General features: G+C 70.7%; 26 protein-coding genes and 2 pseudogenes. 15 read left to right on the top strand and 13 right to left on the bottom strand.

The genetic code is table 11. The features are described 5' to 3' along the window. The first annotated feature begins 42 nt into the window (after nt 1-42). Entirely contained in the window at nt 43-2,238 is a 2,196-nt protein-coding gene (locus tag AB0959_RS05680) for a LuxR C-terminal-related transcriptional regulator (RefSeq protein ID WP_366825001.1), read from the top strand. A gap of 186 nt (nt 2,239-2,424) precedes the next feature. Here AB0959_RS05680 and bioD read toward each other — a convergent pair whose 3' ends face one another. Genes bioD through bioB form a run of 3 tightly spaced genes read right to left on the bottom strand, consistent with a single transcriptional unit; the run spans nt 2,425 to nt 5,604 of the window. After that, nucleotides 2,425-3,153 (bottom strand): dethiobiotin synthase, encoded by a 729-nt coding sequence (gene bioD, locus AB0959_RS05675; RefSeq protein WP_366825221.1) that lies wholly within the window; start codon nt 3,151-3,153, stop codon nt 2,425-2,427. Nucleotides 3,154-3,155: 2 nt separating this feature from the next. Continuing rightward, on the bottom strand, nt 3,156-4,436 hold the full coding sequence (locus tag AB0959_RS05670) for an adenosylmethionine--8-amino-7-oxononanoate transaminase (RefSeq protein WP_366825000.1): 1,281 nt from the start codon (nt 4,434-4,436) through the stop codon (nt 3,156-3,158). Further along, on the bottom strand, nt 4,429-5,604 hold the full coding sequence (gene bioB, locus AB0959_RS05665) for a biotin synthase BioB (protein WP_366824999.1): 1,176 nt from the start codon (nt 5,602-5,604) through the stop codon (nt 4,429-4,431). The genes AB0959_RS05670 and bioB overlap by 8 nt, the downstream gene beginning before the upstream one ends. A gap of 106 nt (nt 5,605-5,710) precedes the next feature. On the opposite strand from bioB, the pseudogene AB0959_RS05660 reads away from it, so the two are divergent. Then, nucleotides 5,711-5,979: pseudogene (locus AB0959_RS05660) on the top strand (ImpB/MucB/SamB family protein); the annotation flags it as partial. Nucleotides 5,980-6,376: 397 nt separating this feature from the next. Here AB0959_RS05660 and AB0959_RS05655 read toward each other — a convergent pair. After that, the gene (locus tag AB0959_RS05655) at nt 6,377-7,267 is read right to left on the bottom strand and encodes a LysR family transcriptional regulator (RefSeq protein WP_366824998.1); all 891 of its coding nucleotides are present in this window, start codon (nt 7,265-7,267) and stop codon (nt 6,377-6,379) included. A gap of 126 nt (nt 7,268-7,393) precedes the next feature. On the opposite strand from AB0959_RS05655, the gene AB0959_RS05650 reads away from it, so the two are divergent. The 6 genes and pseudogenes from AB0959_RS05650 to AB0959_RS05625 form a co-directional block, all read left to right on the top strand. Next, nucleotides 7,394-8,410 carry an alcohol dehydrogenase catalytic domain-containing protein gene (locus AB0959_RS05650; protein WP_366824997.1) on the top strand — a complete coding sequence of 339 codons (1,017 nt, stop codon included), beginning with the start codon at nt 7,394-7,396 and terminating at the stop codon, nt 8,408-8,410. Between the two features lie 34 nt (nt 8,411-8,444). Beyond that, nucleotides 8,445-9,551: an FAD-dependent oxidoreductase gene (locus AB0959_RS05645; protein ID WP_366824996.1), complete on the top strand. Its 1,107-nt coding sequence runs from the start codon at nt 8,445-8,447 to the stop codon at nt 9,549-9,551. A gap of 8 nt (nt 9,552-9,559) precedes the next feature. Beyond that, a complete protein-coding gene (locus AB0959_RS05640) occupies nt 9,560-10,963 on the top strand; it encodes a mycothione reductase (RefSeq protein WP_366824995.1) in 1,404 nt (467 codons plus the stop codon). Nucleotides 10,964-11,018: 55 nt separating this feature from the next. Continuing rightward, nucleotides 11,019-11,315 carry a DUF2630 family protein gene (locus AB0959_RS05635; RefSeq protein WP_366824994.1) on the top strand — a complete coding sequence of 99 codons (297 nt, stop codon included), beginning with the start codon at nt 11,019-11,021 and terminating at the stop codon, nt 11,313-11,315. 30 nt (nt 11,316-11,345) lie between these two features. Next, a complete protein-coding gene (locus AB0959_RS05630) occupies nt 11,346-11,636 on the top strand; it encodes a DsbA family protein (protein ID WP_366825220.1) in 291 nt (96 codons plus the stop codon). A gap of 17 nt (nt 11,637-11,653) precedes the next feature. Beyond that, a pseudogene (locus AB0959_RS05625) lies at nt 11,654-12,004 on the top strand (DsbA family protein); the annotation flags it as partial. Nucleotides 12,005-12,157: 153 nt separating this feature from the next. Here AB0959_RS05625 and lpdA read toward each other — a convergent pair. The 7 genes from lpdA to AB0959_RS05590 all read right to left on the bottom strand — a co-directional run bounded on the left by lpdA (nt 12,158) and on the right by AB0959_RS05590 (nt 17,984). Then, nucleotides 12,158-13,570 carry a dihydrolipoyl dehydrogenase gene (gene lpdA, locus AB0959_RS05620; protein ID WP_366824993.1) on the bottom strand — a complete coding sequence of 471 codons (1,413 nt, stop codon included), beginning with the start codon at nt 13,568-13,570 and terminating at the stop codon, nt 12,158-12,160. Between the two features lie 123 nt (nt 13,571-13,693). Continuing rightward, complete coding sequence (locus tag AB0959_RS05615) at nt 13,694-14,245, bottom strand: OsmC family protein (RefSeq protein WP_366824992.1); 552 nt, start codon at nt 14,243-14,245, stop codon at nt 13,694-13,696. A 287-nt stretch (nt 14,246-14,532) separates the two neighbouring features. Continuing rightward, nucleotides 14,533-15,318 carry an SDR family oxidoreductase gene (locus tag AB0959_RS05610; RefSeq protein ID WP_366824991.1) on the bottom strand — a complete coding sequence of 262 codons (786 nt, stop codon included), beginning with the start codon at nt 15,316-15,318 and terminating at the stop codon, nt 14,533-14,535. A 22-nt stretch (nt 15,319-15,340) separates the two neighbouring features. Next, nucleotides 15,341-15,880: a DinB family protein gene (locus tag AB0959_RS05605; RefSeq protein ID WP_366824990.1), complete on the bottom strand. Its 540-nt coding sequence runs from the start codon at nt 15,878-15,880 to the stop codon at nt 15,341-15,343. Between the two features lie 3 nt (nt 15,881-15,883). Continuing rightward, nucleotides 15,884-16,165, bottom strand: a complete 282-nt coding sequence (locus tag AB0959_RS05600; protein WP_366824989.1) for a hypothetical protein — start codon at nt 16,163-16,165, stop codon at nt 15,884-15,886. A gap of 652 nt (nt 16,166-16,817) precedes the next feature. Beyond that, nucleotides 16,818-17,189: a hypothetical protein gene (locus tag AB0959_RS05595; protein ID WP_366824988.1), complete on the bottom strand. Its 372-nt coding sequence runs from the start codon at nt 17,187-17,189 to the stop codon at nt 16,818-16,820. A 141-nt stretch (nt 17,190-17,330) separates the two neighbouring features. Then, on the bottom strand, nt 17,331-17,984 hold the full coding sequence (locus tag AB0959_RS05590) for a helix-turn-helix domain-containing protein (RefSeq protein WP_366824987.1): 654 nt from the start codon (nt 17,982-17,984) through the stop codon (nt 17,331-17,333). A 150-nt stretch (nt 17,985-18,134) separates the two neighbouring features. On the opposite strand from AB0959_RS05590, the gene AB0959_RS05585 reads away from it, so the two are divergent. The 3 genes from AB0959_RS05585 to AB0959_RS05575 are packed head-to-tail and all read left to right on the top strand — an operon-like array spanning nt 18,135 to nt 20,651. Continuing rightward, complete coding sequence (locus AB0959_RS05585; RefSeq protein ID WP_366824986.1) at nt 18,135-19,328, top strand: cytochrome P450; 1,194 nt, start codon at nt 18,135-18,137, stop codon at nt 19,326-19,328. 1 nt (nt 19,329) lies between these two features. Next, nucleotides 19,330-19,524, top strand: coding sequence for a ferredoxin (locus tag AB0959_RS05580; protein WP_366824985.1), 195 nt, complete (start codon nt 19,330-19,332; stop codon nt 19,522-19,524). Continuing rightward, entirely contained in the window at nt 19,521-20,651 is a 1,131-nt protein-coding gene (locus tag AB0959_RS05575) for an NAD(P)/FAD-dependent oxidoreductase (RefSeq protein ID WP_366824984.1), read from the top strand. The genes AB0959_RS05580 and AB0959_RS05575 overlap by 4 nt, the downstream gene beginning before the upstream one ends. A gap of 122 nt (nt 20,652-20,773) precedes the next feature. Here AB0959_RS05575 and AB0959_RS05570 read toward each other — a convergent pair whose 3' ends face one another. Further along, on the bottom strand, nt 20,774-20,989 hold the full coding sequence (locus AB0959_RS05570) for a hypothetical protein (protein WP_366824983.1): 216 nt from the start codon (nt 20,987-20,989) through the stop codon (nt 20,774-20,776). Here AB0959_RS05570 and AB0959_RS05565 point away from each other — a divergent pair. Continuing rightward, nucleotides 20,988-21,446 carry a DUF6069 family protein gene (locus AB0959_RS05565; protein WP_366824982.1) on the top strand — a complete coding sequence of 153 codons (459 nt, stop codon included), beginning with the start codon at nt 20,988-20,990 and terminating at the stop codon, nt 21,444-21,446. The two genes, AB0959_RS05570 and AB0959_RS05565, sit on opposite strands and share 2 nt — an antisense overlap. A 318-nt stretch (nt 21,447-21,764) precedes the next feature. Continuing rightward, nucleotides 21,765-23,030 (top strand): MFS transporter, encoded by a 1,266-nt coding sequence (locus AB0959_RS05560; RefSeq protein WP_366824981.1) that lies wholly within the window; start codon nt 21,765-21,767, stop codon nt 23,028-23,030. A gap of 70 nt (nt 23,031-23,100) precedes the next feature. Here AB0959_RS05560 and AB0959_RS05555 read toward each other — a convergent pair whose 3' ends face one another. Beyond that, nucleotides 23,101-24,060 (bottom strand): LysR family transcriptional regulator, encoded by a 960-nt coding sequence (locus AB0959_RS05555; protein WP_366824980.1) that lies wholly within the window; start codon nt 24,058-24,060, stop codon nt 23,101-23,103. Between the two features lie 120 nt (nt 24,061-24,180). Between AB0959_RS05555 and AB0959_RS05550 the strand changes: the two genes are divergently transcribed. After that, the gene (locus AB0959_RS05550; protein ID WP_366824979.1) at nt 24,181-25,167 is read left to right on the top strand and encodes a fumarylacetoacetate hydrolase family protein; all 987 of its coding nucleotides are present in this window, start codon (nt 24,181-24,183) and stop codon (nt 25,165-25,167) included. Further along, a complete protein-coding gene (locus AB0959_RS05545) occupies nt 25,164-26,123 on the top strand; it encodes a cyclase family protein (protein WP_366824978.1) in 960 nt (319 codons plus the stop codon). Before AB0959_RS05550 ends, AB0959_RS05545 begins: the two co-directional genes overlap by 4 nt. Nucleotides 26,124-26,191 lie beyond the last annotated feature (68 nt).

Genomic DNA, 26,191 nt, shown 5'->3' with positions numbered 1-26,191 from the left:
AATCGCCGGTCTTTACCTGTCGGTTAACTCGCAAGTAACGTGATGAGCGTGGTGACCCCGGTGAACCCCCCACAACTTCCGCATCTCTCGCCACCGCCCAGCGTGACCGCGTGGCCGAGCCCGGACGCCCCGCTGTCCGAGGGCGTCCGGGTCCGTGTACTGCGCGCCGCCCACGGCGACCCCCGCGCGGCCCTCGAACTCGCCTCGGTGCTGACCGACCGCCAGTTGACGGGCCTCGATCCGCTCCCCGCCGAACCCGCCGCCCTCGCGCCCGCGCTGCTGCGGGCCCACCGGCAGGAGATCCGGGCCCTGCCCGACGGCACCCGGTTCCTGCTGCTGCTCGCCGCGGCCGACCAGTACCCCGTCGCCACCCACGCCTTCCTGCGGGCCGTCACCGCCGCCCGGCTCGACACCCGGTCCCTCGACGAGGCCGAGGCGGCCGGGCTCGCCCACACGACGGCCGGCGGGATCGTCTTCCGGGACCCCTGGACCCGTATCGCCGCGTACGAGACCGCGTCCGCGACCGAGCGCCGGGAGGCCCACCAACTCCTCGCCCGCGTGCTGGGCGAGGAGAGCGAGAGCCCCCGCCGCTCCTGGCACCGGGGCGCCGCGGCCCTGGGACCCAGCCGCAGGCTGGCCGCCGAACTCGGCCAGGCGGCCGTCGACGCGCGCGCGTCCGGCGAACCGGCCCTGGCCTGCGCCCTCGCTGAACGCGCCGCCACCCTCGCGCCCGAACCGGCGGACCGCACCCGGCTCCTCGCCCGCGCCGCCGCCGACGCCTGGCGCTCGGGGGACGGCGACCGGGCCCGCCGCCTCGTGGCCGCCACCGACGACGGCGCCCTCGGCGGGCTGCTCGCCCTCCGCGCGGGGAACGCGGCCGAGTCCTTCGACGCGCTGCTGACGGCGACCGTCGCGCACGGCAGGGAGAACCCGTCAGGTGCCGCCGCGCACCTGCTGGCACGTGCCACGGAAGCCGCCATCTACACGGGCGACCTGCGCCGCTGCCGGGAGGCCGCCGCCGTCGCCGACCATCTCGGGATCGTGCCGCCCGGCACGCTGGAAGGGCTGGCCGCCGCGTTCGAGGGGCGGTACGACGACGCGCGCGACGAACTCAAGGCCGCCGCCGGCCGCTGCGGACCCGGCGGCGACCCCACCCTTCTCATCCACGCCGGGATCGCCGCGCTGCTCCTCGGCGACCACACGCAGGCCGCGACCGCCACCGTGCGGGCCGCCGCCTCCGCCCGGGCCAGGGGCGAGGAGGTCATCGTCCCGCAGGCCATGGAGTTCCGGGCGTACGCCGACTTCTGGACCGGGCGCCCACGGGCCGCCGAGGCGGGCGCGGTCGAGTCGCTGCGACAGGCCTACGCCACCGGGCAGGACAACGGCGCCTGTCATCTCCAGGCCGCCCTGGCGATGTTCGCCGCGGTCACCGGGGACGAGGAGGTCTGCCGCGAGCGCGCCGAGGCCGCCCGCTCCTACGCCCTGGGCCGTGGGCTCGGGCTCCCCGCGGCCCTGGCCATGTTCGCGCTCGCCTTCCTGGACCTCAGCACCGGCCGCTACGAGGCCTCGGCCGCACGGCTGCGTGCCCTCGCCGGGTTCGGCCCCGGCCACGGCCATCGCGCGATCCGCCACATCGCGACCCCGCACTACGTCGAGGCCGCCGTCCGCACCGGGGACACCCGGGTGGCCCGTGCCGCGCACGCCGACTACGACCACTGGGCGCGCACCGTGCGCAGTCCGGACGACCTCGCCCTGAGTGCCCGCTGCCGTGCCCTGCTGGCCACGGGCGAGGAGGCCGTCGAGCACTACCGCGCGGCCCTGGATCTGCATGCCTCCGGCACCCGTGACTTCGAACGCGCCCGCACCGAGTTGCTGTTCGGGGGTGCGCTGCGGCGGCTGCGCCACCGGACCCAGGCCCGCGACCGGCTCCACAGTGCCCTGGAGGCCTTCGAGCACTTCGGCTCGCCGCACTGCGCCACGCAGGCCCGCGCGGAGCTGCGCGCCCTCGGGGAACGGGCCCCGTCCGCGCCCGGACCCGAGGACCTGGCGGCCCGTCTCACCGCTCAGCAGTTGATGGTGGCGCGGATGGCCGCTGATGGGGCCACCAACCGTGAGATCGCCGCTCGGCTGCTGCTCAGTCCGCGGACCATCGACCACCATCTGCGGGGGGTCTTCTCCAGGCTGGGGATCCGGTCGCGGATCGAGCTGGTGCGACTGCTGGGGGAGGACGACGGCTGAGGCGGTGAGGGGGGTGCAGTTTCAGGGCCGCGGGGATCTGCACGGTTTATGAGGGGCGCGGGGAACTGCGCGACCAGCTCCCACCCACCCGCACCCAAACCCACCCACCCCAGACACTCCCCACCCGGGGGTCTGGGGGCGCAGCTCCCAGGGACAGGATGGGACGGGTAGGGGCGGCGGGGGCGACTATCGGCCTGAACGGTGCGCCTCCCGTGCCGTGAAGCCCTCGCCGTCCCATTCCCCGCCCAGGGCAGGCGCCAGCCAACCCGCCGCCCCGGCGCGGAAGTCGGCGGGCTCGCGCGCCCCGGCCCCGGCAGGCACCGCTCCGAGCAGCGGCGCACCCGCCACCACCGGCAGGTCCGCGAGGTTGCACCGTGACGCCAGGTCCGGTTCGGTGGGCCAGCTGCCGATCACCACGCCCGTCAGGGCGAGGCCACGGCGCTGGAGTTCACGTGCCGTCAGCTCGGTCGTGTTGAGCGTGCCCAGCCCCGCCGCGGCGACGAGCAGTACGGGCGCGTCCAGCAGCCGGGCCGCGTCCGCGAGGGTGCCGCCCGCCTCGTCGAAGCGAACGAGCAGGCCGCCCGCGCCCTCGACGAGTACGAGGTCGTGGTCCACGGCGAGCTTGGCCGCGGCCTCCGCGACCTGCTCGGGCCGGACCGGGGGCAGGCCGGAGCGTCGCGCGGCCGTCCCGGGCGCCAACGGCTCGGGGTAGCGGGCCAGTTCGCGTGTCGTCACGGCGCCCGCGAGGCGGGCCACCTCGTCGGCGTCGCCGCGCTCGTCCGGCCGTACACCCGTCTGCGCGGGCTTGAGCACGGCCACGGAACGCCCGGCCGCGACGGCCACCGCGGCGACGGCGGCCGTGGTGATCGTCTTGCCGACCTCCGTGCCCGTGCCCGTGATCAGCAGGATCGGCATGCTCATCCCTCCCGTGCCGCCGCGCACACCGCGCGCGCGATGCGTGCCACGTCCGTATCGCCGGTCACGTACGGCGGCATCGTGTAGACGAGGTCGCGGAACGGCCGCAGCCACACGCCCTCTCGCACCGCGGCCCGTGTCGCCGCCTTCATGTCCACCTCGTGGTCGAGCTGCACGACGCCGATGGCCCCGAGGACACGGACGTCCCGGACACCCTCGGTCTCCGCCGCCGGGGCGAGTCCGTCCCGCAGGCCCGTCTCGATCCGCTTGACCTCGGTCTGCCAGTCCTGCCCGAGGAGCAGGTCGATGGAGGCGCACGCCACGGCCGCGGCAAGGGGGTTGCCCATGAAAGTGGGGCCGTGCGCGAGCACCGGGACCTCGCCCCGCGAGATCCCCTCGGCCACCCGCGCGGTGCACAGCGTCGCCGCCATCGTCATGTAGCCGCCGGTCAGCGCCTTGCCCACGCACATCACATCCGGCGTCACGGCCGCGTGCTCCGCCGCGAACAACGCACCCGTACGCCCGAAACCGGTCGCGATCTCGTCGAACACCAGCAGCACGTCGTGCGCGTCGCATGCCTCGCGCAGCACCCGCAGATACGCGGGGGAGTGGAACCGCATCCCGCCCGCGCCCTGCACCACCGGCTCGACGATCACCGCGGCCAACTCGTCGGCATGCCGTCCGATCGCCGAGCGCAGCCGCTCCGCGTACGCCTCGTCGTACTCGGCCGGGGGCGCGTCCACGAACACCTGACGCGGCAGCACGCCCTGCCACAGCTCGTGCATCCCGCCCTCGGGGTCGCACACCGACATCGGCTGCCAGGTGTCGCCGTGGTAGCCGCCGCGCCAGGTCAGCAGCCGCTGCTTGCCGGGGCGGCCGAGCGAACGCCAGTACTGCAGACACATCTTGACCGCGACCTCGACCGAGACCGAGCCGGAGTCGGCGAGGAAGACGTGTTCGAGGCCCTCCGGCGAGATGTCGACGAGGCGTTTGGCCAGCCGTACGGCGGGCTCGTGCGTGAGCCCGCCGAACATCACATGACTCATCCGGGCCAGTTGCTCGTGCGCCGCCTCGTTGAGCACCGGGTGGTTGTAGCCGTGGATGGCCGACCACCAGGACGACATGCCGTCGACCAACTCGTCCGACCGGTCGGCCAGTCGCAGCCGCACGCCGCTCGCCGACTCCACGACGAGCGGCTCCTGCCGACCGGGCATCGGGCCGTACGGATGCCAGACGTGCCGCCGGTCGAGCGCCAGCAGTTCCGGTACGGGCAGGTCAGGCATTGGGCGCCAGATCAGTTCCGGCACCCCGGCGGCGTACGGCGACCAGATCCGTACGGGCCTCCTGGACCGTGGTCGTGGCCGGTGTCTCAGGAGTGGAGCCGCACAGCCCCTGGGAACCGCAACCGGCGTCGCTCTCGTGCGAGCCGCAGCCGCCTCCGGCCGGCACCCGGTGTTCCGGCAGCGTCACCTGGTCCGTGCTCTCGACCTCGAATCCGGCGTCCGCGATCATCTCCAGGTCGGCCTTGCCCGCCTGGCCCTCGGTGGTGAGGTAGTCGCCGAGGAAGATGGAGTTGGCCAGGTTGAGGGCCAACGGCTGCATCGTGCGCAGATGGACCTCGCGGCCGCCCGCGATCCGCACCTCGATGTCCGGGCAGACGAACCGCACCATCGCCAGGATCCTGAGACACCGCTGGGGGGTGAGGTTCCACTCCTTGGCCAGCGGCGTGCCCTCGACCGGGATCAGGAAGTTGACCGGCACCGAGTCCGGGTCCAGCCGGCGGAGCGAGAACACCACGTCCACCAGGTCCTCGTCGCTCTCGCCCATGCCCGCGATGAGGCCGGAGCAGGCGGACAGACCGGCCGCGTGCGCCTTCTGCACCGTGTCGACGCGGTCGGCGTAGGTGTGCGTGGTCGTGATGTCGCCGTAGGTGGCCTCGGAGGTGTTGAGGTTGTGGTTGTAGGCGTCCGCGCCCGCCTCGCGCAGCCGTTCGGCCTGGCCGTCGGAGAGGAGGCCGAGACAGGCGCACACCTCGACGCCCTCGTTCTGGTCCTTGATCGCCCTGATGGTGTCGGAGACCCGGTCCACGTCCCGGTCCGTCGGGCCCCGGCCACTGGCGACCAGGCAGACCCGCTTGGCGCCACCCGCCAAACCGGCGGCCGCCGCCTGTGACGCCTCGTCCGGCTTCAGCCAGCTGTACTTGAGGATGCCGGCGGTGGAACCGAGGCGCTGGGAGCAGTAGGAACAGTCCTCAGGACACAGGCCCGATTTGAGGTTGACCAGGTAGTTCAGCTTGACCCGGCGGCCGAACCACTGCCGGCGCACCTTGCCGGCCGCGGCCACCACGTCGAGCAGGTCGTCGTCGGAGGTGGCCAGTACGGCCAGCGCTTCCTCGCGGGTCGGCATCTCGCGCCGAAGCCCCTTGTCCACCAGCGTCGTCAGCAGGTCCATGAGAGCCGATCCTGGCCTACGAGGGTGCTCCGGGCCAAGGAGGGTTTGCACAAGAGAGACGGTTCGACGTGTGGGGTATGTAACACGAACGCCCCAGTACGTAGGGTCCACAGAGAGCTCCTTGTCGGAGCCCACCGACCACTCATCCGCGCTCGTGAAAGCCGCCTTGGGTCTGCTCAACGCCCTCGGGCTGCAGCGGGCGAGAGTCCGCGCCTTCGTGATCCGCGCCGACGCGCTGCTGCCGGTTGGTAGCGCCTACCGCCAGCTCTCCCTGGATCCCGGTGATGATCGCGCCCGCGCGGCCGAAGCCGCCGCCGACCGAGCTCGCCGACGCTTTGGGCCGAGGCCATTCGTCCAGCGACTCTGGCCAACTGACTGCTCCGCGCTCCGCCAGGCGTTCGAATTCTCTGTACGGCGAGTAGTTCCGCGGTGGCCGCGGGTTCCCCTATTGCCGGTGACCACGCGTTCGAAGTGGTCCGTAGCCGCGCGGCCGGTCGTGACGCCGTAGCCGAGTTCCTGGACGGCGGCGAGTTGGGTGACGGCGAGCGAGCAGTCGGTGATGTCGGTGGGCCTCTGGCCGCGCGTCAGTCATGCCTGCTGTTCGGCAACCGTCGCCAAGACGCTGTACGACGGGCTCGCTCCGTCGTCGGCCGCACCCTGTGTGAGTGCGGCGTGCGTGTCGACGCAGATTGAGGTGCGCTTGGGGGGTGCCGCTTTCGGCAGTGGGGGCTGCTGACCACCACGTGGGTGAGGGTAGCCCGCGAGGTGCTCCCTAGCGGCGGGCGGCCGCGAGGCTGTCGGCGAGGCGGAGCAGGTCCGGGCCGAGGGGGGAGTCGGGGCTCCAGACCGCTTCGAAGGAGATCTGGACTTCACGGCCCTCGTTCATCAGCGGTCTGTGCGGGACGTCGGGCGCGGTGAGTTTGGAGCGGGGGACCATGGCCGAGCCCAGGCCCAGCTTGGTCCAGTCCTCCAGGACCTGGTAGCTGGCGGCCTCTCCCGGATAGGTGCACAGCGGCATCTCGTGTGCCTGGAAGAGCTGCGTGGTGAAGGTGGTCAGGCCGCAGGTGTCCGGCACGAGGATGAACTGCTCCTTGCCGGCCTCTTGGAGTTCGAGCGGAGCCGCGTCCGCCGAATCGGGGCTGACGACGACGATCGGTTCGACGTCGATGACCCGGTGCTCGAAGCGCGGCATCGCGGTGACCGCCGGGATCAGGATGATGTCGAGTTGCCCGGCCAGCAGGCATTCGCGCAGATCCTGCATGTTCGCCTCGCGCAGCACGAGGTCGCGGGGCTGGGGTAGGTCCTGCACCTTGCCGAACGCCCGGGCGATCAGATGGGCGCCGATCAGGGGTGAGACGCCCATGCGGATCTTCTGTTCGCCGGGTTCGGTCAGCCGTCTGGCCTCCGCCGCGACCGCGTCGAGGGCGACCAGGGCGCGCTCGATCAGGGGCAGGATCCGCGTGCCGAACGCGGTCTGGGTCACCCCGCGCGGCGACCGGTCGAAGAGCCTGTCGCCGAGGCGCTCCTCCAGCTTGGCGATCCCGTTGGACAGGGCCGGCTGGGTGACCCCGTACGCGCGTGCGGCGGCGCTGAACGACTTGGTCTCGGCGACCGCCTGCGCGTACCGGAGCCCTTCGGGATTGAGGCGATCGGTCATAGCCATGCCTTATCGCTCCATTCACTGATGTCCCCTACCAGGCTGCTCTTCTCCTGCCTACGGTTGGGGTCCTGCTGATTCAGCATAACCATCATCTATATGCCCCGTCGGGTTGAAGAGGGAAGAGGAACCATGTCGGACACCGCCGTGACCATGGTCGTGACCGAGCCCCGAGGCCCACTGCATCCCTCCCTCACCGAGACGGCGTCGCCGACGGGCCGGTGGGTGCGTGTGTCCGTCATGGCGAGCGGTGTGTGCAACGCCGACCTCGGGACGGCCGCGGCCGGGGCGGGTACGTCCTTCCCGGTCACGCCGGGGCACGAGGTGGCCGGCGTCGTCGCCGAGCTCGGCGACCAGGTCGACGGCTGGGCGGTCGGGGACCGCGTGGCTGTCGGCTGGTTCGGTGGGAGCTGCGGTCACTGCTCCTTCTGCCGGGCAGGTGACGTCGTCCACTGCCCGGAACGCAAGATTCCCGGCCTGTCCTACCCGGGCGGCTGGGCCCAGAGCATCACCGTGCCCGCCGACGCCCTCGTACGTATCCCCGACGGGCTCGACCCGTTCGACGCCGCCCCGTTCGGCTGCGCGGGCGTGACGACCTTCAACGCCGTACGCAAGGCCGGCACGCGTGCCGGCGGTCGCGTCGCCGTCTTCGGACTCGGCGGACTCGGGCACCTCGCCGTCCAGTTCGCGGCGAATCTCGGCTACGAGACGATCGCCATCGCCCGGGGCGGCGACCGCGAGAAACCCGCCCGCGACCTCGGCGCCCACCACTACATCGACAGCACCGCCCAGGCGCCGGGTGCCGCGCTGAAGGAACTGGGCGGCGCGGATCTCATCGTGCACACCGCCTCCTCCACCGCTCCCGTGGCCGAACTGCTCACGGGGCTGAACGTGCACGGACAGCTCACCCTCGTCGGCGTCGACGCGGGGTCCGTGACCGTTCCGGCGGCCCGGCTGGTCATGAACGGCCACACCCTCACCGGACACCTGACCGGCAGCCCGTCGGAGACGGAAGAGGCGATGCGGTTCGCCGTCACCAACGGCGTACGGCCCCTCGTCGAGCGCATCCCTCTGGAGCAGGCCGGCGAAGCCGTGACCCGACTGCGCTCCGGAGCCCCCCGCTTCCGCATCGTTCTCGACACCGCCTGACCACCCCCTCCCAGCGTTGAAAAGGAAGACATCCATGTCCCACCAGGACAGCCACGACGTGATCGTGGTCGGTGGCGGCGCCTCCGGGCTGGCCGCGGCCACCGCCCTGGACGCCGCCGGCCGCGACGCGGTCTGCCTGGAGGCCCGCGACCGTATCGGCGGACGTCTGCTCTCCGCTGCCACCTCGCATCCCGAGCGGGCCCTCGATCTGGGAGCCACCTGGTTCTGGGACGGCGAGGAGCGCGTACGAGCCCTGGCCGCACACAGCGGCATCGAGACCTTCGAGCAGTACCTCGCCGGCGACACCCTGCTCCAGGAGACCACCGACGTACGCCGCCTGCGCGGCAACCTGGTCGACGCGCCCTCCCGCCGCTTCGCCGCCGGAGCCCAGAGCATCGCGACCACCCTCGCCGCCGCGCTGCCCGCCGAGTCCCTGCGGCTGAACACGCCCGTCACTGCCGTCCACCCGGACGGCCAGGGCGGCCTCGCCGTACATACTCCGGCAGGAAGCCTGCGTGCCGAGCACGTCGTCCTGGCGCTCCCGCCGGCGCTGGCGCTGGAGCGCATCGACTTCGGCGACGCGCTGCCCGCCGACCTCGTACGCCTGGGCCGGTCCACGCCGGTGTGGATGGGAGCCGTGGCGAAGGTGGTCGCCCACTACCCGACAGCGTTCTGGCGGGAGGAGGGACTGGCCGGCGCGGTGATCAGCAGGACCGGGCCGCTCCAGGAGATCCACGACATGTCCGGGCCCGACGGCCGGCCCGCCGCCCTCTTCGGCTTCGCGCACGCGAGCACCGTCCGTCCGGGGTTCGACCAGGCCGTCACCGCCCAGCTCGCGCAACTCTTCGGCCCGGCCGCGGGCACCCCCGAGGCCCTGCACGTGCAGAACTGGAGCGCCGAGCGGTGGACCTCTCCGTCCACCGTGGAGCGCCTGGCCGACTACTCGCTCTTCGGCCACCCCCGTTACCGGAAACCCGCGTTGGACGGACGCCTGCACTGGGCGTCGACCGAGACGGCGACCGAGAACGCCGGACACATCGAAGGCGCCCTCGCGGCCGGAGAGCGAGCGGCGCGGGCCGTACTGGCCGTGCCCGGCGTCCCGGGCAGCCGCGGCGTCATCACTGCCACCACCAGCCGCTAGGGATCCCCATGGACCATCACTTCGATCTCGTCGTCCTCGGCTCCGGGTCCGGAAACACGATTGTCGACAAGCGGTTCGCCGACTGGAAGGTCGCCATCGTCGAGAAGGGTGTCGGTCCCCTCGACAGCTTCGGGGGCACCTGCCTCAACGTCGGCTGCATCCCGACCAAGATGTTCGTGCACACCGCCGACACGGCCCGCGCTCCGGAACACGGCGCCGCACTGGGCGTCGACCTGGACCTGCGTGGTGTCGACTGGCCCGCCGTGCGCGACAGGATCTTCGGCCGCATCGATCCCCTCGCCGCAGGCGGCGAGCGGTACCGTGCGAACGGTCGTGACAACGTCACCCTCTACCGAGGCGCCGCCCGTTTCACCGGCGAGCGTCGACTGACCGTGGAAACCGCCGACGGGCCGGTCACGATCACCGCCGACCAGGTCGTGGTGGCCGCCGGCAGCCGCCCGGACATCCCCTCGGTGCCCGGCCTGGACGACGCGCTCGGCTACCACACCAGTGACACGGTGATGCGCATGGACCGGCTTCCGCGCCGCATGACCGTCCTCGGCTCAGGCTTTGTCGCCACCGAGATGGCTCACGTGTTCTCGTCCCTGGGCGTCGAGGTCACGCTGATCGCCCGTAGTGACGTACTGCTGCGGCACGAGGACACGGACGTGGCACGGCGCTTCACCGAACTGGCATGCGGCCGCCTGGACGTCCGCCTCAACCGCAAGCTGCTGCGCGCCGCGAGAGCCGGGGACAAGCTGCTCCTCGACCTCGAAGGCCCCGAGGGCGCGGAGGCGCTGGAGACCGACGAGTTGCTGGTGGCCACCGGCCGTCGGCTCAACTCCGACCTCGTGGACGCCGCCGCGGGAGGGCTCGCACTGCATCCGGACGGCCGGATCGTCGTCAACGCACAGCAGGCGACCTCGGTGCCCGGAGTGTGGGCACTCGGCGACATCTCCTCCCCCTGGCAGCTCAAGCACGTCGCCAACCACGAGGCCCGCACCGTCCAGCACAACCTGCTGCGCCCGGACGACCTCCGCGCCTCCGACCACCGCTACGTCCCGCACGCGGTGTTCTCCTCCCCGAGGATCGCTTCCGTCGGGCTCACCGAACAGCAGGCGCAGGCCACCGGGCGCACCTATGTGACAGCTACACGGGACTACAGCGGCATCGCGCACGGGTGGGCCATGGAGGACACCACCAGCTTCGCGAAGGTCATCGCCGACCCCGCCACCGGTGAGCTGCTCGGCGCGCACATCATCGGCCCCGAAGCACCGACGCTGATCCAGCCGTTGATCCAGGCCATGTCCTTCGGCCTGGACGCCCGCTCCATGGCCACGGGCCAGTACTGGATCCACCCGGCCATGCCCGAAGTGGTGGAGAACGCCCTGCTCGACCTCCCGCTCGACTGACCGCGATGCGGCAGTCCCGCCACGACAACGCATCGCCCCTGAAAGGCAGTAACCCATGAGCGCCCTGGAACTCACCAAGGACAACTTCGACAGAAGTAGACCGGGAGAGAAAGGTCCCGCGTGCAGGAGCAGGACATCCACCGCCGCATCGCCGAACTCGGGCGAGGAGCACGCCCTGCGTGACGGGCGCACCGACTCGGCCGGCCGCCGCTCCCGGCTCACGACCGTCGAGCAGACCCTCGACCACTGCTGGGACCTGCTGCGCCAGCGGGCCGCCCGCCGTGAGTTCGGAGAGGACCCGGACCAGGCCGCCGTCCGCGACGCTCGCACTGTCGAGGGCTACCAGCAATAACGCCATGAGGGACGTCATGCGTATCGAAGTCTGGGCGGGCGGGTCTGTCCATGGGCGTACCTCGGCAAACGGTGCCTGGAGAAGGCTCTGGCCGACCCGGTGATCGCCGGACTCGGCGTCGAGTTGGTGTGGCGGCCGTACCGGATCGACCCCACCGCTCCCGTATCGGCCATGCCGGTGCAGGACGCCGTCGGGAACGGGAGGCACCTGGCTCAAGCCGTAGCCCAGGAGGGATTCGGGCCCGAGTGGGGAGCGGCATGGCGGGTCGACAGCCATGACGCGCACCGGGACGACTCCTGCACGCGGCTCATGCTCGGCTGACCGACGTCCACGTCCACGTCCACGTCCATGCCCAGCTCGCCGCCGAGGCCACGGAGGCCGCCGCGCTGCAAGACCGCTACTGGGAGATGCACGAGGTGCTGATCAGCCATCAGGGCGCCCTGCGCTTCGAGGACCTGCTGGCCTACGCCGAGGAGATCGGCCTCGACACGGATCGTTTCGAACGGGACATGCACGCCCACGCCGGCGCCGCCCATGTCGCCGAGGACGTCGAGTCCGCGGACCTCAGCACCGTGGCCGGCACACCGACGTTCTTCGTCAACGGCCGCAGACACCACGGTGCCTACGACATCACGAGCCTGTCGGCCGCCGTCCGTGCCGCCCGGGAACGCGCGGCTGTCCCGACCTGACGGCAGCCGGCCGGAAGAGACACACTGCTGAGGGCTCCAAGCTGTCTCCGAGCACGATCACTTGGCGGCAATGCCACTGGCCCATCGGCAAGGTAAGGGGCCGCTGGGCCAGCTCGGCGAGGACAAGGGCAGCCGCGAACGACTGTCGGCGGCTCACATGTTGATCATGTGGCCGGCCAGGCCGTGTACGGCTTCCTTGACGGCCTCGCTCAGGGTCGGGTGGGCGTGGACGTTGCGGGCGACCTCGTGGACGGTGAGGTCCCACTGCTGGGCCAGGGTGAGTTCGGGGAGGAGTTCGGTGACGTCGGGGCCGATGAGGTGGCCGCCGATGAGTTCGCCGTACTTGGCGTCGCTGATGAGCTTGACGAAGCCGGTGGTATCGCCGAGGCCGTGGGACTTGCCGTTGGCGGCGAAGGGGAACTTGGCGACCTTGACGTCGTGGCCGAGTTCGCGGGCCTGGGCCTCGGTGTAGCCGAAGCTGGCGATCTGGGGCTGGCAGAAGGTGGCCCGCGGGATCATGGCGTAGTCGAGTTCCATGGTCTCAGCGTCGGCGATGGTCTCGGCGGCGATGATGCCCATGGCCTCGGCGGCGTGGGCGAGCATCAGCTTGGCAGTGACGTCGCCGATGGCGTACAGGTGCGGGACGGAGGTGCGGCAGCGGCCGTCGACGTCGATGGCGCCGCGGTCGGTGACCCTCACGCCGGTGTTCTCCAGGCCGTAGCCGGTGACGTTCGGTGCGAAGCCGATGGCCTGGAGGACCTTGTCGGCCTCGAGGATCTGCTGCTGACCGTCCTTGCCGGTGACAGTGACGCGGACCTGGGGGCCGGACTCGTCGATGGTGTCGACGCGGGTGGAGGTGAGGACGTCGATGCCCAGCTTGCGGTACTGGCGGGCGAGTTCAGCGGACACCTCGGCGTCCTCCAGGGGCGCCATGCGGTCGAGGAACTCGACGATGGTGACCTTCACGCCGTAGTTGTGCAGAACGTAGGCGAACTCGATGCCGATGGCGCCGGCGCCCGCGATGACGATCGACTGCGGGAGGTCGTCGGCGAGTATCTGTTCCTCGAAGGTGACCACGCGGGCGCTGCGCTTGGTGCCGGGCAGCAGTTTGGGGGTGGCGCCGGTGGCGATGATGCAGTGGTCGAAGCCGATGGTGCGGGTGTCGCCGTCGTAGCCGGTGACCTGGAGGGTGTGCGGGTCGAGGAAGGTGCCGCGGCCGTCGATCTCGGTGATCTTGTTCTTCTTCATCAGGTAGTGGACGCCCCTGACGCGGCCGTCGGCGACCTTGCGGCTGCGGCGGAAGGCCTCGCCGTAGTCGAAGGAGACCTGCCCATCCACCTTGATACCGAAGGTCTTCGCCCCGTGGGTAAAAATGTGGGCGAGTTCGGCGTTGCGGAGCAGGGCCTTGGTGGGGATGCAGCCGACGTTCAGGCAGACGCCGCCCCAGTACTTCTCCTCGACGACCGCGACGCGCTTGCCCAGCTGGGCTGCACGGACGGCGGCGACGTAGCCACCGGGCCCGGCGCCGAGTACGACAACATCGAATCGCTCGTCCTGCTCGACCATGGGTCGTTCCTCTTCCAACTCTGTGGTGTCCGATCAGTAATCGACAAGCGGCCCCGCCCGCGCGCGATCTATTCGGTCGGCGTTCGGGCGGGGCCGTGGCTCATGCCTGGCCGGCTGGCGCGATCAGGCGAGCGTGGTGACGACGTCGATGGGGCTGACCAGGGTGTCGCGGATGGGCGAGCGGTTCTCGACGAGGGCGACGAGTTCCTCCAGTTGCTCGCGGGGGGCGTCCGGGGCGTCGATGTGCAGACGGACACGCACCTGCTGCAGGCCCGGACGGACCGAGGGGTCGATGCCGAGGAACCCGCGAAGGTCGACGTCGCCTTCGAGCTCCAGGCGGAAGTCCTTGAGCTCGATGCCCCGGGCGGCGGCGTGCGCGGCGAGCGTGACGGTGTAGCAGCCGGCGAGGGCCTGCAGCAGGTACTCCGCGGGGGACACGGCGGTGTCGGAGCCCAGCAGAGCGACGGGTTCGTCGCTGCTCATCGTGTACTTTGCGACGCGCTTGTCGTCGCGCTCGCCGCCTGCGGTCAGCGTGCCCGTCCGCGCGGTCAGCCGGCAGCCGCCCTGCCAGGATCCGTTGACCGAGAACTTGGCCTGGCCGAGCTCGGGGTTGGCCCGGACAGCGTCTTTGGTGTCCCGCAGGGCCTGGACGTCGATGTCGTTCATCAGGGACATGCTTGCTGATTCCTTCGTTGAAATGACACGTGGATATCGACCACAGCGACGACCTCTGAAGCGCTGCGGGCGGGGCGCTCCCGCACCCTGGTGTCGGCAAGAGGCCGGCGGTCTCGGGGCCGGTCCGATGGCGCCGTCCCACGCCTCCGTGACACGGGAACGGCGCGTCGGCGACGAGTCGTCCGGCTGACGTGTGGCCGGCGGCGCGACCACCGGTCCTCTCGCCGAAGAACCAGGGGGCAGGAGCGGCTAGGGGGCCGCGACAGCCCGTGCGGCCTGGTCGAAGGTCAGTTGCGGCCGGCCATGACGCCGCCGTCGATGTCCCAGACGGCGCCGGTGACCCAGTCGGTCTGGTTCGACAGGAGGAAGGCGACGGTGGCGGCGATGTCGTCGGGGGTGCCGGTGCGGCCGAGCGGGTGGAAGTCGTTGAAGCCGTCGAGGGCGGAGTCGACGTCCGACTTGGGGATGAACTCCTCGTAGATCGGCGTGCGTACGACGGCGGGGGCGACCGCGTTGACGCGGATGCCGTGCGAGGCGAGCTCCATCGCGAGGTGCTGGGTGAGGGAGTGCAGTCCGGCCTTGGCCATCGAGTACGCCGACGAGGGCGTGGCGGCGATGGCCTGATGCGCCCACATGGAGCCGATGTTGACGACGGAACCCCTGGCGCCGCGGTCGATCATGTTGCTGACGACGGTCTGGGTGATGAAGAAGAAGGCGCGGTTGATGGCCTGGTAGCGGTCGTAGTCCGCAGCCGTGTGCTCCAGGAAGGGCTTCGGGGCGAAGACACCGGCCGCGTTGACGAGGAGGGTGGCGTCGGCGTGGTCCTGGGTGAGCGTCTCGCGCAGGCGGTCGAGGGCCGCGGGGTCGGTCAGGTCGGCCGCGAGACCGACGGCCTTGCCGTGGGTGGACAGTGCGGCGGCGGCCTCGTCGGCGTTGGCCTGCGAGCGGCCGGTCACCACGGCGGTGCCGCCGGCGTCGAGGACGTGGCGGGCGACGGCGTGGCCCATGCCGCTGGTGCCGCCGATGACGACGACCTTCTGGCCGGTGAAGTCGAGGGAGGTGGTGCTGGACATGTAGTGCTCCTGTGCGTGTTGGTCAGGCGTAGGGGTTGAGGACGAGGTAGCCGTCGACACGGCTGAGGCTGAGCCGGTCCGAGGCGGGATCGGGCGGCAACACGTGACCGAGGTTCTTGGCCCGGACTTCGCTGATCCACTGGTCGTGCTGGTACTCGTGATTGATCAGTGCCGTCAGCAAGTGGGTCCCGACGATGGTCAGTTGGGTTGGAGCGCCGACCTTGCCCGCGGCGATGTCACCGATACGGGCGTGGACGCGTTCGGCGACGGTGTCGCGAAACGCGGTCAGCCGTTCGACGGTGGGCAGAGCGCCGCGGAACTTCTCCGGGTTCGCCGAGTCCATGAGCCCGTCCAGCTCCGGGTCCGGGCTGGGCTCGGCCGCGGTCAGGTTGCGGATCATGAAGTGAGCGACATGCGCCTGGTGCCCCAGGTGCCATCCGATGGCACTGGAATCCTCGTGCGGACGCCAGGTCACCTCGTCCCGCGTGAGGTCCCGCCACAGATCGTCGGTATAAGTGCGGGCCCGGTCGTACTCGCGCAGCAGCGCGATGAGGTCGCCCATCACTCAGACCGTGTCGTAGACGCGCACGTCGGGTGCCGCCTTCAGCAGTGGCGACAGACCGCCCACCACGTCGCGGGTGAACAGGTCGCTCTCCAGGTACGCCTTCGCGTCGGCCACGCTCTGGAAGCCGTGGAGGACCTGGACGTCCTCGTCCCGGACGAGGAGTTCCTTGCTGGTGGCGCCCGGGACCGTGTCCAGGAACGGCTGCTTGTACTTCTCGTACACGCCCGCGGCCGCGACGCGGCTGGCCGGGTCCACCTGCAGTGTGATCTGAAGATACGCCATGGTTATGCCTCGCTCGATCGGCAGGGATGGAGCTGCGCGGTAGGTTCCGCGATGTGCCAGCCAAGTTAGGCAATACTTGTGGCGCCCGGTAGAGGACTTCGTTGAATCAAGATATAAGCGGAGCATATGGCGGTCGGCAGGTGGCCATGTGTGTCTGAGGAAACGTCTGACCGGAGCGGGCGACCGGTTCCGCTGGGGCCACTGCCCCTGGGCGAAGGCACCGGCGCGCGATTCGGCGAACGCGGCGCTTGGCGAGGCGGCGAGCGCGGCGCGGTACGGCAGCGCCGACCAGGAGCGCCACGAGCGGGAGGACGACGCCGCCCAGGGATCCCGGAGTGGCGTGTACGTAGCGGTGCGCTCCCTGATCACCATGAACCCGACGGGCAGGGCCCCCGCTCCGCCGCCCTCGCCAGTCTGGTCCTTCGCAGGCCTGCAGGGCGTGCGGCGTCGCGACCACGACGTTGCGCGCGACCGGGGTTGCAGGCTCTGAACCGCCCGCTACCACTGGGCCGTAGGCACGTTGAACGGTGATCAGGTGCCGGCCCGGGTTGGTGTCCCGGTGATGTACCGGGCAAGGGTGTTTTCCAGGTGGGCGGCGAAGTCGAGCTGGAGGTCGGCGGTCAGGGTGCCGACGCGTCACGCTGTCGCCTGGTCACCCCTGTGGCCGAGGGGGATCCGGGCTCGCCGTCCCGTGCAGGAAGATCGTGATCACGGCGTCGCTGGCCTGTTCGACGCCGACGTCCTCGCGCAGCACCAGCTGCACCGCCTGGTTCGTCAGGCCCATGAGTATGGCGAGTAGCACGTGTGGTGACAGCTCGCCGCGGAAGATGCCGCTCTCGCGGCCGCGGCTGAGCAGAGCGCGGACGGTTTGGGTGACGTGCCGGTCGACCTCGTTGTCGTAGCAGCCGCCCAGGTTCGACATGTTCAGTGCGATGTACGGTAGGCAGCTGTAGCGGCAGTGGACGTGCATGCGGCGGACGCATCGGTGCCGCGCGGCTGCCACCTCGTGTCGTCCCTCGCTCATGGGCCGATTCGCACCGTCGTCCCCACTCATTCTGTATCCGGCCTTCGGCCGGGGAAGTGTTTCCGGAGGAGAGGGTCCCGAGCGAGACGGTGCCCCGCTTGTGTTCGCCGGCTTGACCACAGCCTGTCTTCGCCGGGCGGTTCACTCGCGGCCGAACAAGTACCGCACCGCGGTCTGGGCCAGGTGCCGCGTAAACGCGTCCGTGTCGACGGCCGGAGCGGCGAAGCCCGGGCCGTAGGCGATCCGCAGCACGAGAGAGGCGAAGACCGTGCTGAAGCAGAGGCGTACGGCCGACTCGGGATCGGAGTGGGTGATCTGGTCCCTGACGCCGAGGAGCAGGGCAGTGAACCGGTCCGCCGTCCGGGCGGTGTAGACGCGACCCCTGCGGTAGACCTCGGGATGGGCTCCGGACAGCAGCACGATCGGCTTGAGGAACGCCCCGTGGCGCTCGAAGATCCCGGCGACTTCGGCGACGGCCTTTTCCGCCAGCGTGCGCGCGTCCAGGCCGGCCCAGCGCTCCGGGCGGTCGAAGACCTCCTCGTCGGCGCGGATGATGCTGAGACCGTGCTCGTAGACGGCGAGGAAGAGAGCGTCCTTGCTGGTCGTACGGTCATAGATGGCGCGCGGGGCGACCTGGGCGCGTTCACAGACGGCCGCGATGGTGAAGGCTTCGTATCCGCCCTCCTCGATGATCGCGACTCCCGCGTCGAGGATCCGCGTCCATGCCTGCCGGGTCCGTTCCTGGCGCGGCGGACGAATGGCGAATTCGTTGTCCCTGTCGGTTGGTGCCACCACGCCATTCTCCCTGCTGATGTGCGGTATTCGGCCTGTATATACGCAGCGGAAACATCGCTGCATCTGTTGACAGCGCTCCGTCGCGAGCCGATGCTCCTCTAAATCGTAGTGGACGCTACGGTTTCCTCTCTTCGAAGGGAGTCGGTTCTGATGCATGCGACCTTGCCCTCGCCCACGTCCGGCGTGGACCTGTTTGCCGATGACGTACTGCACGACCCTTACCCGGCTCTGCGCGAGCTTCGGGAAGCCGGTCCTGCGGTACGGCTGACCAAGTACGACGCCTGGGTCCTGCCCCGTTACGAGCATGTCCGCGCGGCTCTGGCCGACCACGAACGGTTTTCGTCGGCGCAGGGTGTGGGGTACGAGGACCAGTTCAACGCCCAGATGAAGGGAACCGTCCTGGCCAGCGATCCGCCGGACCACACCCGGCTGCGCGGGCTGCTGTCCGACAAGCTCGCTCCCAAGGCCCTGGCCAAGCTCCGCACCCGGATCACCGCCCTTGCGGACGACCTGGTCGCCGCGGCCGTGACCAAGGGCGAGTTCGACGCCGTGGCGGATCTCGCCGCAGTGTTCCCGGTGACGGTGGTCGCGGACCTGATCGGGCTCGCCGAGGAGGCTCGGGGCCCGCTGCTGTCGTTCGCGGACGCGGCCTTCAACACCTTCGGTCCGTTCAACGCCCGTTCCGAGGCGGCCATCCCCTTCGTCGGCCAGATGTTCGGGTATCTGAACACCGCGATGGTGCCGGAGAACCTGCGCCCGGACGGCTGGGCCGCCGCCGTCTACCAGGCGGCGGACCGGGGCGAGATCGAAGCAGCATCTGTGGTTCCGCTGCTGAGCGCCTATGTCGTCGCCAGCATGGACACCACCATCAACGCCATCGGCAACACGATCCTGCTCTTCGCCCGGGATCCGAAGGCGTTGGCAGAGGTCCGCTCGGAACCGGCGCTCGTCGGCCCGGCGTTCGAGGAGTCGCTGCGGCTGGAATCCCCTGCGCAGGGCTTCTTCCGGCGCACCACCGAGCCGGTGGACATTGAGGGCGTCACCATCCCGGCCGACACCAAGGTCCTGCTGTCCTTCGCCTCGGCGAACCGGGACGAGCGCAAGTGGGAGCGCCCCGAGGAGTTCCTCGTCCGGCGCAACCCGGTCGACCACATCGGGTTCGGCTACGGCGTACACGGCTGCGCCGGCCAGGGCCTGGCCCGACTGGAGGCGCAGGCGGTGCTCGGCGCGCTGGTGCGGCGTGTGTCGTCGATCGAGCTTGCGGGCGAGCCGGTGCGCAAGCTCAACAACGTGATCCGGGGCCTTGCCGCGCTCCCGGTCACGGTGCGCGCGGAAGGGCAGTGAGATGTCCAGGATCGTGGTGGACTTCGATCGCTGCGAGGGCCACGGCCTGTGCGAGCAGACCGCGCCCGAGGTGTTCCGGCTCGACGACGAAGGCGAGCTGCACCTGACTTACGAGGAGGTGGCTCCGGAGCACGAGAGCGCCGTCGCGGCAGCCGTACGGGTGTGTCCCGTCGCGGCGCTGAAGGTCCAGCCGTGAGGCGGGTCGTCGTGGTCGGTGGGTCCATCGCCGCGCTGACGGCAGCGGAGAGCCTGCGGGCGGAGGGGTTCGACGGGCAGGTGACCGTCCTGTCCGAAGAACCTCACCTGCCGTACTCGCGGGTCCCTCTGTCCAAGGGCGTCCTCTCCGGCCGGGAACCCGCGGAATCGGCCCTGCTGCCCGCGCCGGGCGAGGGGCTCGAGTTCCGCACCGGGGCGCGGGCCGTAGGGCTGGACGTCCCCAGTCGTGCGGTGACGCTGGCCGACGGCACGCAGGTGCCGTACGACGGGCTGGTCGTCGCCACCGGGGCCAGGGCACGCCGCCTGGTCGGCCGCGACGACCTCGTGGTGCGCACCCTGGACGACGCCTCGGCTCTCGCCTCCCGACTGGCCCGCGCGCGCAGCGCGATCGTGCTGGGCGGCGGCTTCCTCGGCATGGAGGTCGGCTCGACCTGTCGCGCCCTGGGCCTGGAGGTCACCGTGGTCGACCTCGTCCCGCCGCTGCACAGGCTGCTCGGGTCGTGGCTGGCCGATCTCGCCGTCGCGTCAGCGCGTGACCACGGCATACGTGTCCGGGTCGCGCCGGACGGCGTCACCGTCCTGGGCGAACACCGTGTCCGCTGCGGCGAGTCGGTCCTGGAGGCCGACGTGATCGTGTGCGCTGTGGGCGACCTGCCGAACACCGACTGGTTGCGGGACTCCGGACTGCCCCTGGACGCCGGCGGCGGGCTCGTCACCGACGCGTGCTGTCGCGTCGCTCCCGGCGTGGTCGCCGCCGGGGACGTCGTAACACGAGAAGGACGGCGAACTCCTCACTGGACCAACGCGGTCGAGCAGGGCCGAGCGGCCGCCGCCAGTCTGCTGCACGGCGCGTCGGCAAGGCCGTACCGACCGGATCCCTATTTCTGGACCGAGCAGTCGGGACTCGACATCAAGATCAGCGGCGAACTGCCGCTCACCGGATCCCCGGAAATCCTCGCCGGATCGGTTGCCGACCGCAGCGCACTGCTGCGATGGCGTCACGACGGGGGTACGGCCACTGCCGTAGCCGTCAATCACCGTCTCCCTGTCATCAAACTCAAGCGGCTCGGCGCCGGAGCGCCCGCTGCTGCCGCGACCCGCACATGACTTCTTCATGGGCCTACGGGTAGCGCGGGCCAAGCCCTGGCTCGTTGTTACCCGCCCACATACGGAACGGCGTTGTGATCAGTGAGCCCACAACGCCGTTCCGCTCCAACCCGTCCGGAGCCTCAGGGCCGCTCGGGCCTCCGTGCGCCGTTGAGGAAGATCGCCACGGCGGCCTCGGTGGTGTCCTCGGGGGGCATCGCGTCGTCGATCGTCAGCCAGAGCGCGCGTTCCACGACCGCGGAGAACATCGCGTCACCGCGCAGGTCGTCGCCCAGCACCTTGTCGCGGACACCGCGGTCGATCATGTCGTCCTGAGCCCTGCCTGAGGAGATCCCCATGCCCGGTTCCGGCTCCGCTGCCACCTCGTCCGCCCCGCCCGGCCGCCGTTCCGGCTTCCTGACTGCGGTCGGAGGTCTGCTCGCCGCAGCTGTCACTGCTTCTTTGGGGAACGCGATTGTCGCCCTGCTCGCCCTGCTTGCCCGTGCGGCCGGCGCGTCGCACGACTTCGAACCGCTGACCCCACGTGCCTACGTGCCGCTGACCGTGGTCGGCGTCGTGCTCGGAGCCATCGGCTGGGCGGTCGTCCGCCGCGCGGCCAGGCCCCCCCCGGGAGTGCTGCGATGGCTGGTGCCCGTAGTCGTGGTCGTCTCGTTCGTGCCTGACCTGGCCCTGCTCGGTGGTGACACGCCCGGCAAGGGTCCGCTGGCCGTAGTCGCGCTGATGGTGATGCACGTCGTGGTCGGTGGCGTAGCTGTCATCGCCTACCGGCGCGTCCTGCCGCTGCCGGTTCCCTGAAGCTTGGAGGGGCCCCTGGACGCCCATGGGTGGACGTCGACCGGTGACCCGCGGTCTGGTCGGACCGGCCTCCCGGGACATCGCTGTCTGCGCATGTCCGGAACCCTGCTGTCATCACGGTCATCCACGATGTGGATAAGCCGGATACGAGATTCGGATCGTTCGAGGGATGGCAGCGGGGCTGCGGGCGGCCCATAGTCGTCCCGACCCGCACGCCGCTGTCCAAACCAGCGGCCGACGTGCGGCCACTGCCAGCATGCCGTGCGCTGTGCGCCACACAGGCATGTCCGCTTCCGTACGCCGCCCCCTGGAGTCGCCATGTCTGGTTCCGTCCCGCCGTCTGTCACCGCGGTCGACGATGTCGCGTCGCCGCCCGTCGCTGTCTCCGGCCCGGCCCATCTTCTGCGGGTGACCCTACTGATGGCGGGCAGCTGCCTGCCGATTCTCGGGGCGGTGCTGATCGCCCCGGTGCTGCCGAAGATGCAGGACCACTTCGAGTCGACCCCCGGAGCCAAGGCGCTGGTTCCCCTTGCGCTGACCGTTCCTGCGCTGTCGCTGGCGCTGCTGGCCCCGTTCGCCGGGGTGATCGTGGACCGGCTGGGCCGCAAGCGTCTGCTGATCGTGGCGACTCTGCTGTACGCCGTGTTCGGAACGGCCCCGCTCTATCTGGACTCCCTCGGCGCCATCATCGCCGGCCGCGCCCTGGTCGGTGTCACCGAGGCCGCCATCATGACGTGCTGCACCACCCTGATCGGGGACTACTACTCCGGTCACCGGCGGGTGAAGTACCTCGCCCTGCAGACCATGTGCGCCTCGGCGTCGGCCACCGTCTTCTTCGTGATCGGTGGGGCCGCCGGGTCGGCGGGCTGGCGGGTGCCCTTCTGGGTGTACGCCGTGAGCCTGGTGCTCGCCCCGTTGATGGCGACCGCTCTGCCCAACCCCGCGGCCCGCGTGACCGCCGACGAGGCCCCGGTTGGGGCGGAGACCCGCCGCCCGGTCCTGTGGCGTCGAATGGCGGGCATCTGCGCCCTCACCTTCTTCGGGGCGATGGTCTTCTACACCGTCCCGGTGGAGATGTCGTACCTGCTCGACGATCTCGGGGTGGAGAACTCCGGTGTCATCGGCCTGGCCACCGCGGTCTCGAGCGCCGCCACCGTGGGCGGCGCCGTCACCTTCGCCCGGCTGAAGCGCTCCCCGGCCCCGATGTTGCCCGCCGTCTTCGCGCTCTGTGCGGCGGGCTTCGCGGTGATGTTCCTGGCGGGCAACGCCCCTCTCGTGGTCGTCGGAGCCGTGATCAACTGCGTGGGCACGGGCATACTGCTGCCCGCCCTCCTTACCAGCGCCATGGCAGGTCTGGCGTTCGAGGACCGCGGCCGGGGCACGGGGTTGTGGATGGCGGCCTTTTTCGGCGGTGAGTTCGTCTGCCCGCTCGTACTGCTGGCCCTGGAGTCGGCGGTCGGCAGTCTGGCCGGTGCGGTGGGCGTGCTGGGGCTGGCCGCCGCCCTTCTCGCGGCAGGTCTCTTCACGGCTCGCCGTCGCGCCGGTGCCGTCGACCCCCGGCCGCTGCCGGAGCAGACGGCCTGACGGACGCACGCTCCCTCGGAACTGCCACGATGTGCCGCAGCGAGGGTGCGGCACATCGTGGCCAGTCGTGTCAGCGCGGCGGAGCGGCATGCGACGCCTCCCCGCGCCCCTTGAGGACGTCGCCGTTGGCCGTCAACGTCGTCCCCACCTCCGCCGCCTTTTGCCGCAGCCAGATGTGGGCCGCGTCCTGTGCGTGCACGGGGTGCCACCACATCGCCTCCTGCACCGGTACGGCCTCGAACGGGCAGGGCAGGACGCGCACCGCCGCGGCACGGACCGCTCTGCGGGCGAGGCGTTCCTGGATCATCGCGACCCGGCGGGTGCCCTCGACCATGTGCGGCAGCAGCTGGAAGGTCTGCACGGACACCTCGACCCGAGGGCTGATGCCGATCATGCTGAGCTGGCGCGCTGCCGGGGCGTCGTAGGGGCGTTGGTAGACGGCCCAGGGCAACTGGGCCAGATGGTCGAGGGTGAGCTCGTCGCGGACCTCGGGGTGGTCGTCGGCGATCAGGCACAGCCAGCGGTCGCTGAACAGGTCGACGGCGGGCAGTCCGTCAATGACCCCGTGGGGCATCAGCAGTCCGTCGACGGTGCTCAGTACGGTCGCGGTGTTCTCCACGACGGAGGGCGCGGGGTGCTGGAAGGCGAGCCGGATCCCGGGTGCCTCCCGGTGCAGGGCGCGGGCCAGGGCAGCCCCGAACACGGCCGCACCGTAGTCCGATGCGAGCAGTGTGAACTCGCGGGTCTCGGCCGTCGGATCGAAGTCGGCCTGACTGGCGAAGACCCGCTCCAGCAGGTCGCACGCGGTGGCGCTGCGGTCGCGCAGGGCGATGCCGAGCGGGGTCAGTTCGTAGGAGTTGCCGGTCCGGGCCAGCAGTTCGTCGTCGAAATGGCGGCGCAGCCGGGACAGCGCCGCGCTCATCGCGGGCTGGCTGAGTCCGATGCGCTCGCCGGCCCGGGTGACGTTGCGTTCCTCCAGAAGGGCGCGGAGGGCGACGACCAGATTGAGGTCGAGACGGGACAGGTTCACCGGGCACCACCTGGATAGAGAGGGGTATTCGTAGCGTGGATGTACATCATCCACAGGATTCATTTCCACGATCTGCGGATGCCGGTCAGAGTAGACCGCAACTCAGCGGGAGGAAATCTCATGGCAACGCTCGCGCAACCCGTCGGCCCGTTCGCGCTCGGCACGCTCTCCGCGCCTGACGGGAGACGGTTTCCCGGCCTGGTGGTCCGGGACCGGGTGCTTGACCTGAGCCAGGCTCTGGCCTGGGAGCCGACCGATGTGCGTTCCCTGCTGGAACGGTGGGAGGAGATCCTTCCCGTTCTGCACACCCTCGCGGGCGAAGACGCCCTGGAGTGGCAGCGGCTCGACAGCCTGAGCGTGCATGCCCCGGTGGAGCCCCGCCAGATCTTCCAGTCCGGCGCCAACTACCGGCAGCACGTCATCGACCTGGAGGTCGCCCACCGCTCCCCGGACGACCCGCGCACGGTCGAGGAAGCGCGAGAGGAGATCGCCGCGGTGATGGACCGGCGGGCCGCGGAGGACCTGCCGTACGTGTTCATCGGCCTGCCCAGTGCCATCGCGGGCCCGTACGACGACGTCGTCCTGCCCGCCTGGGCCGAACAGCCGGACTGGGAGCTGGAGTTGGCAGCCGTCATCGCCAAGCCCGCCCACCGCGTCTCCGTCGAAGAGGCGCTGGAGCACGTCGCCGGGTACACCATCGCCAACGACCTCACCGATCGCGCCACCGTCTTCCGCCGGGACATGAAGGCCATCGGTACGGACTGGCTGCGCGGCAAGAACGCCCCTGGCTTCACGCCGCTCGGCCCATGGATCGTCCCCGCCGACTCGATCGCGGACCCGGGTGATCTTCGGGTGACCCTGAAGCTCAATGGCGAGACCATGCAGGACGAGTCGACCAAGGACATGCTCTTCGGCATCGCCCGACTGGTGTCGTACATCTCGCAGACCTCCCGGCTGCTGCCCGGTGACCTGGTGCTCACGGGTTCCCCGGCCGGCAACGGAATCCACTGGGGGCGGCTGCTGCGCGACGGCGACGTCATGGAGGGCTCCGTCACGGGGCTGGGCGTCCAGCGCACCCGCTGTGTCGCCGAGGAGGCAGACGCATGATCGACCGTACGGATCCCGAGGGCGCGATCGCCGAGGCCGCCAAGAGGTACTCCAACTGGGGCCGTTGGGGTGAGGACGATGTCCTCGGCACCCTGAACTTCCTCAGTGAGGCCAAGCGGCGCGAGGGCGCGGCGCTCGTACGCAGGGGCGTGAGCTTCTCGCTGTCCCAGCGCTTCGACATGAACGGCCCGCAGAAGGGCTGGCGGCGCCGGACCAACCCCGTGCACACCATGCTCGACACCGGCACCGACGCGGCCCTCGGCAACCAGGGCTTCCCCCATGGCATCGGGGGCGCCGATGACGTGATCGCGATGCCGTTGCAGTGCTCGACCCAGTGGGACGGGCTCGGGCACATCTTCGACCACGGCAACGCGTGGAACGGGCGGAAGGCCGAGAAGGTCGTCACCTCCGACGGTGACCTCGTCACCGGCATCGAGCACATGGCGCCGTACGTCGCCGGGCGCGGGGTGCTGCTGGATGTGGGTCAAGTCCTCGGCGCGGACGGCGAGCTGCCGGACGCGTTCGCGATCACCGAGGAGCATCTGACCGCGACCGCCGAGGCACACGGTGTGCGCGTGGGCCGCGGCGACATCGTCCTCGTTCGGACCGGACAGCTGGCTCGCGTCCGGCGCGACGGCTGGGGCGACTACGCGGGCGGGCCCGCGCCGGGGCTGTCGTTCACCACGGCCGGCTGGCTGCACGGCACCGAGATCGCCGCGATCGCCACCGACACATGGGGCTTCGAAGTACGCCCCAACGAGTTCGACCACGCCTTCCAGCCGCTGCACCAGGTCGTCATCCCCAACATGGGCCTGCTGATCGGCGAGATGTGGGACCTCGACTCCCTCGCCGCCGACTGCGCGGACGACGGCGTGTACGAGTTCTGGCTCACCGCCGCGCCCCTGCCCATCACCGGCGCCGTCGGCTCACCCGTCAACCCGATCGCCGTCAAGTAGCCCGTAGAACCGGGCCGGATGCGTTCTCCCCGGACAGCACCGGCGCATCCGGCCCCCACCCGCTCATC

The organism is Streptomyces sp. NPDC046862 (assembly GCF_040704615.1).
Lineage (GTDB): Bacteria > Actinomycetota > Actinomycetes > Streptomycetales > Streptomycetaceae > Streptomyces.
Note: the sequence above shows the minus strand (reverse complement) of the source record. Positions and strands in the feature narration are given on the sequence as shown.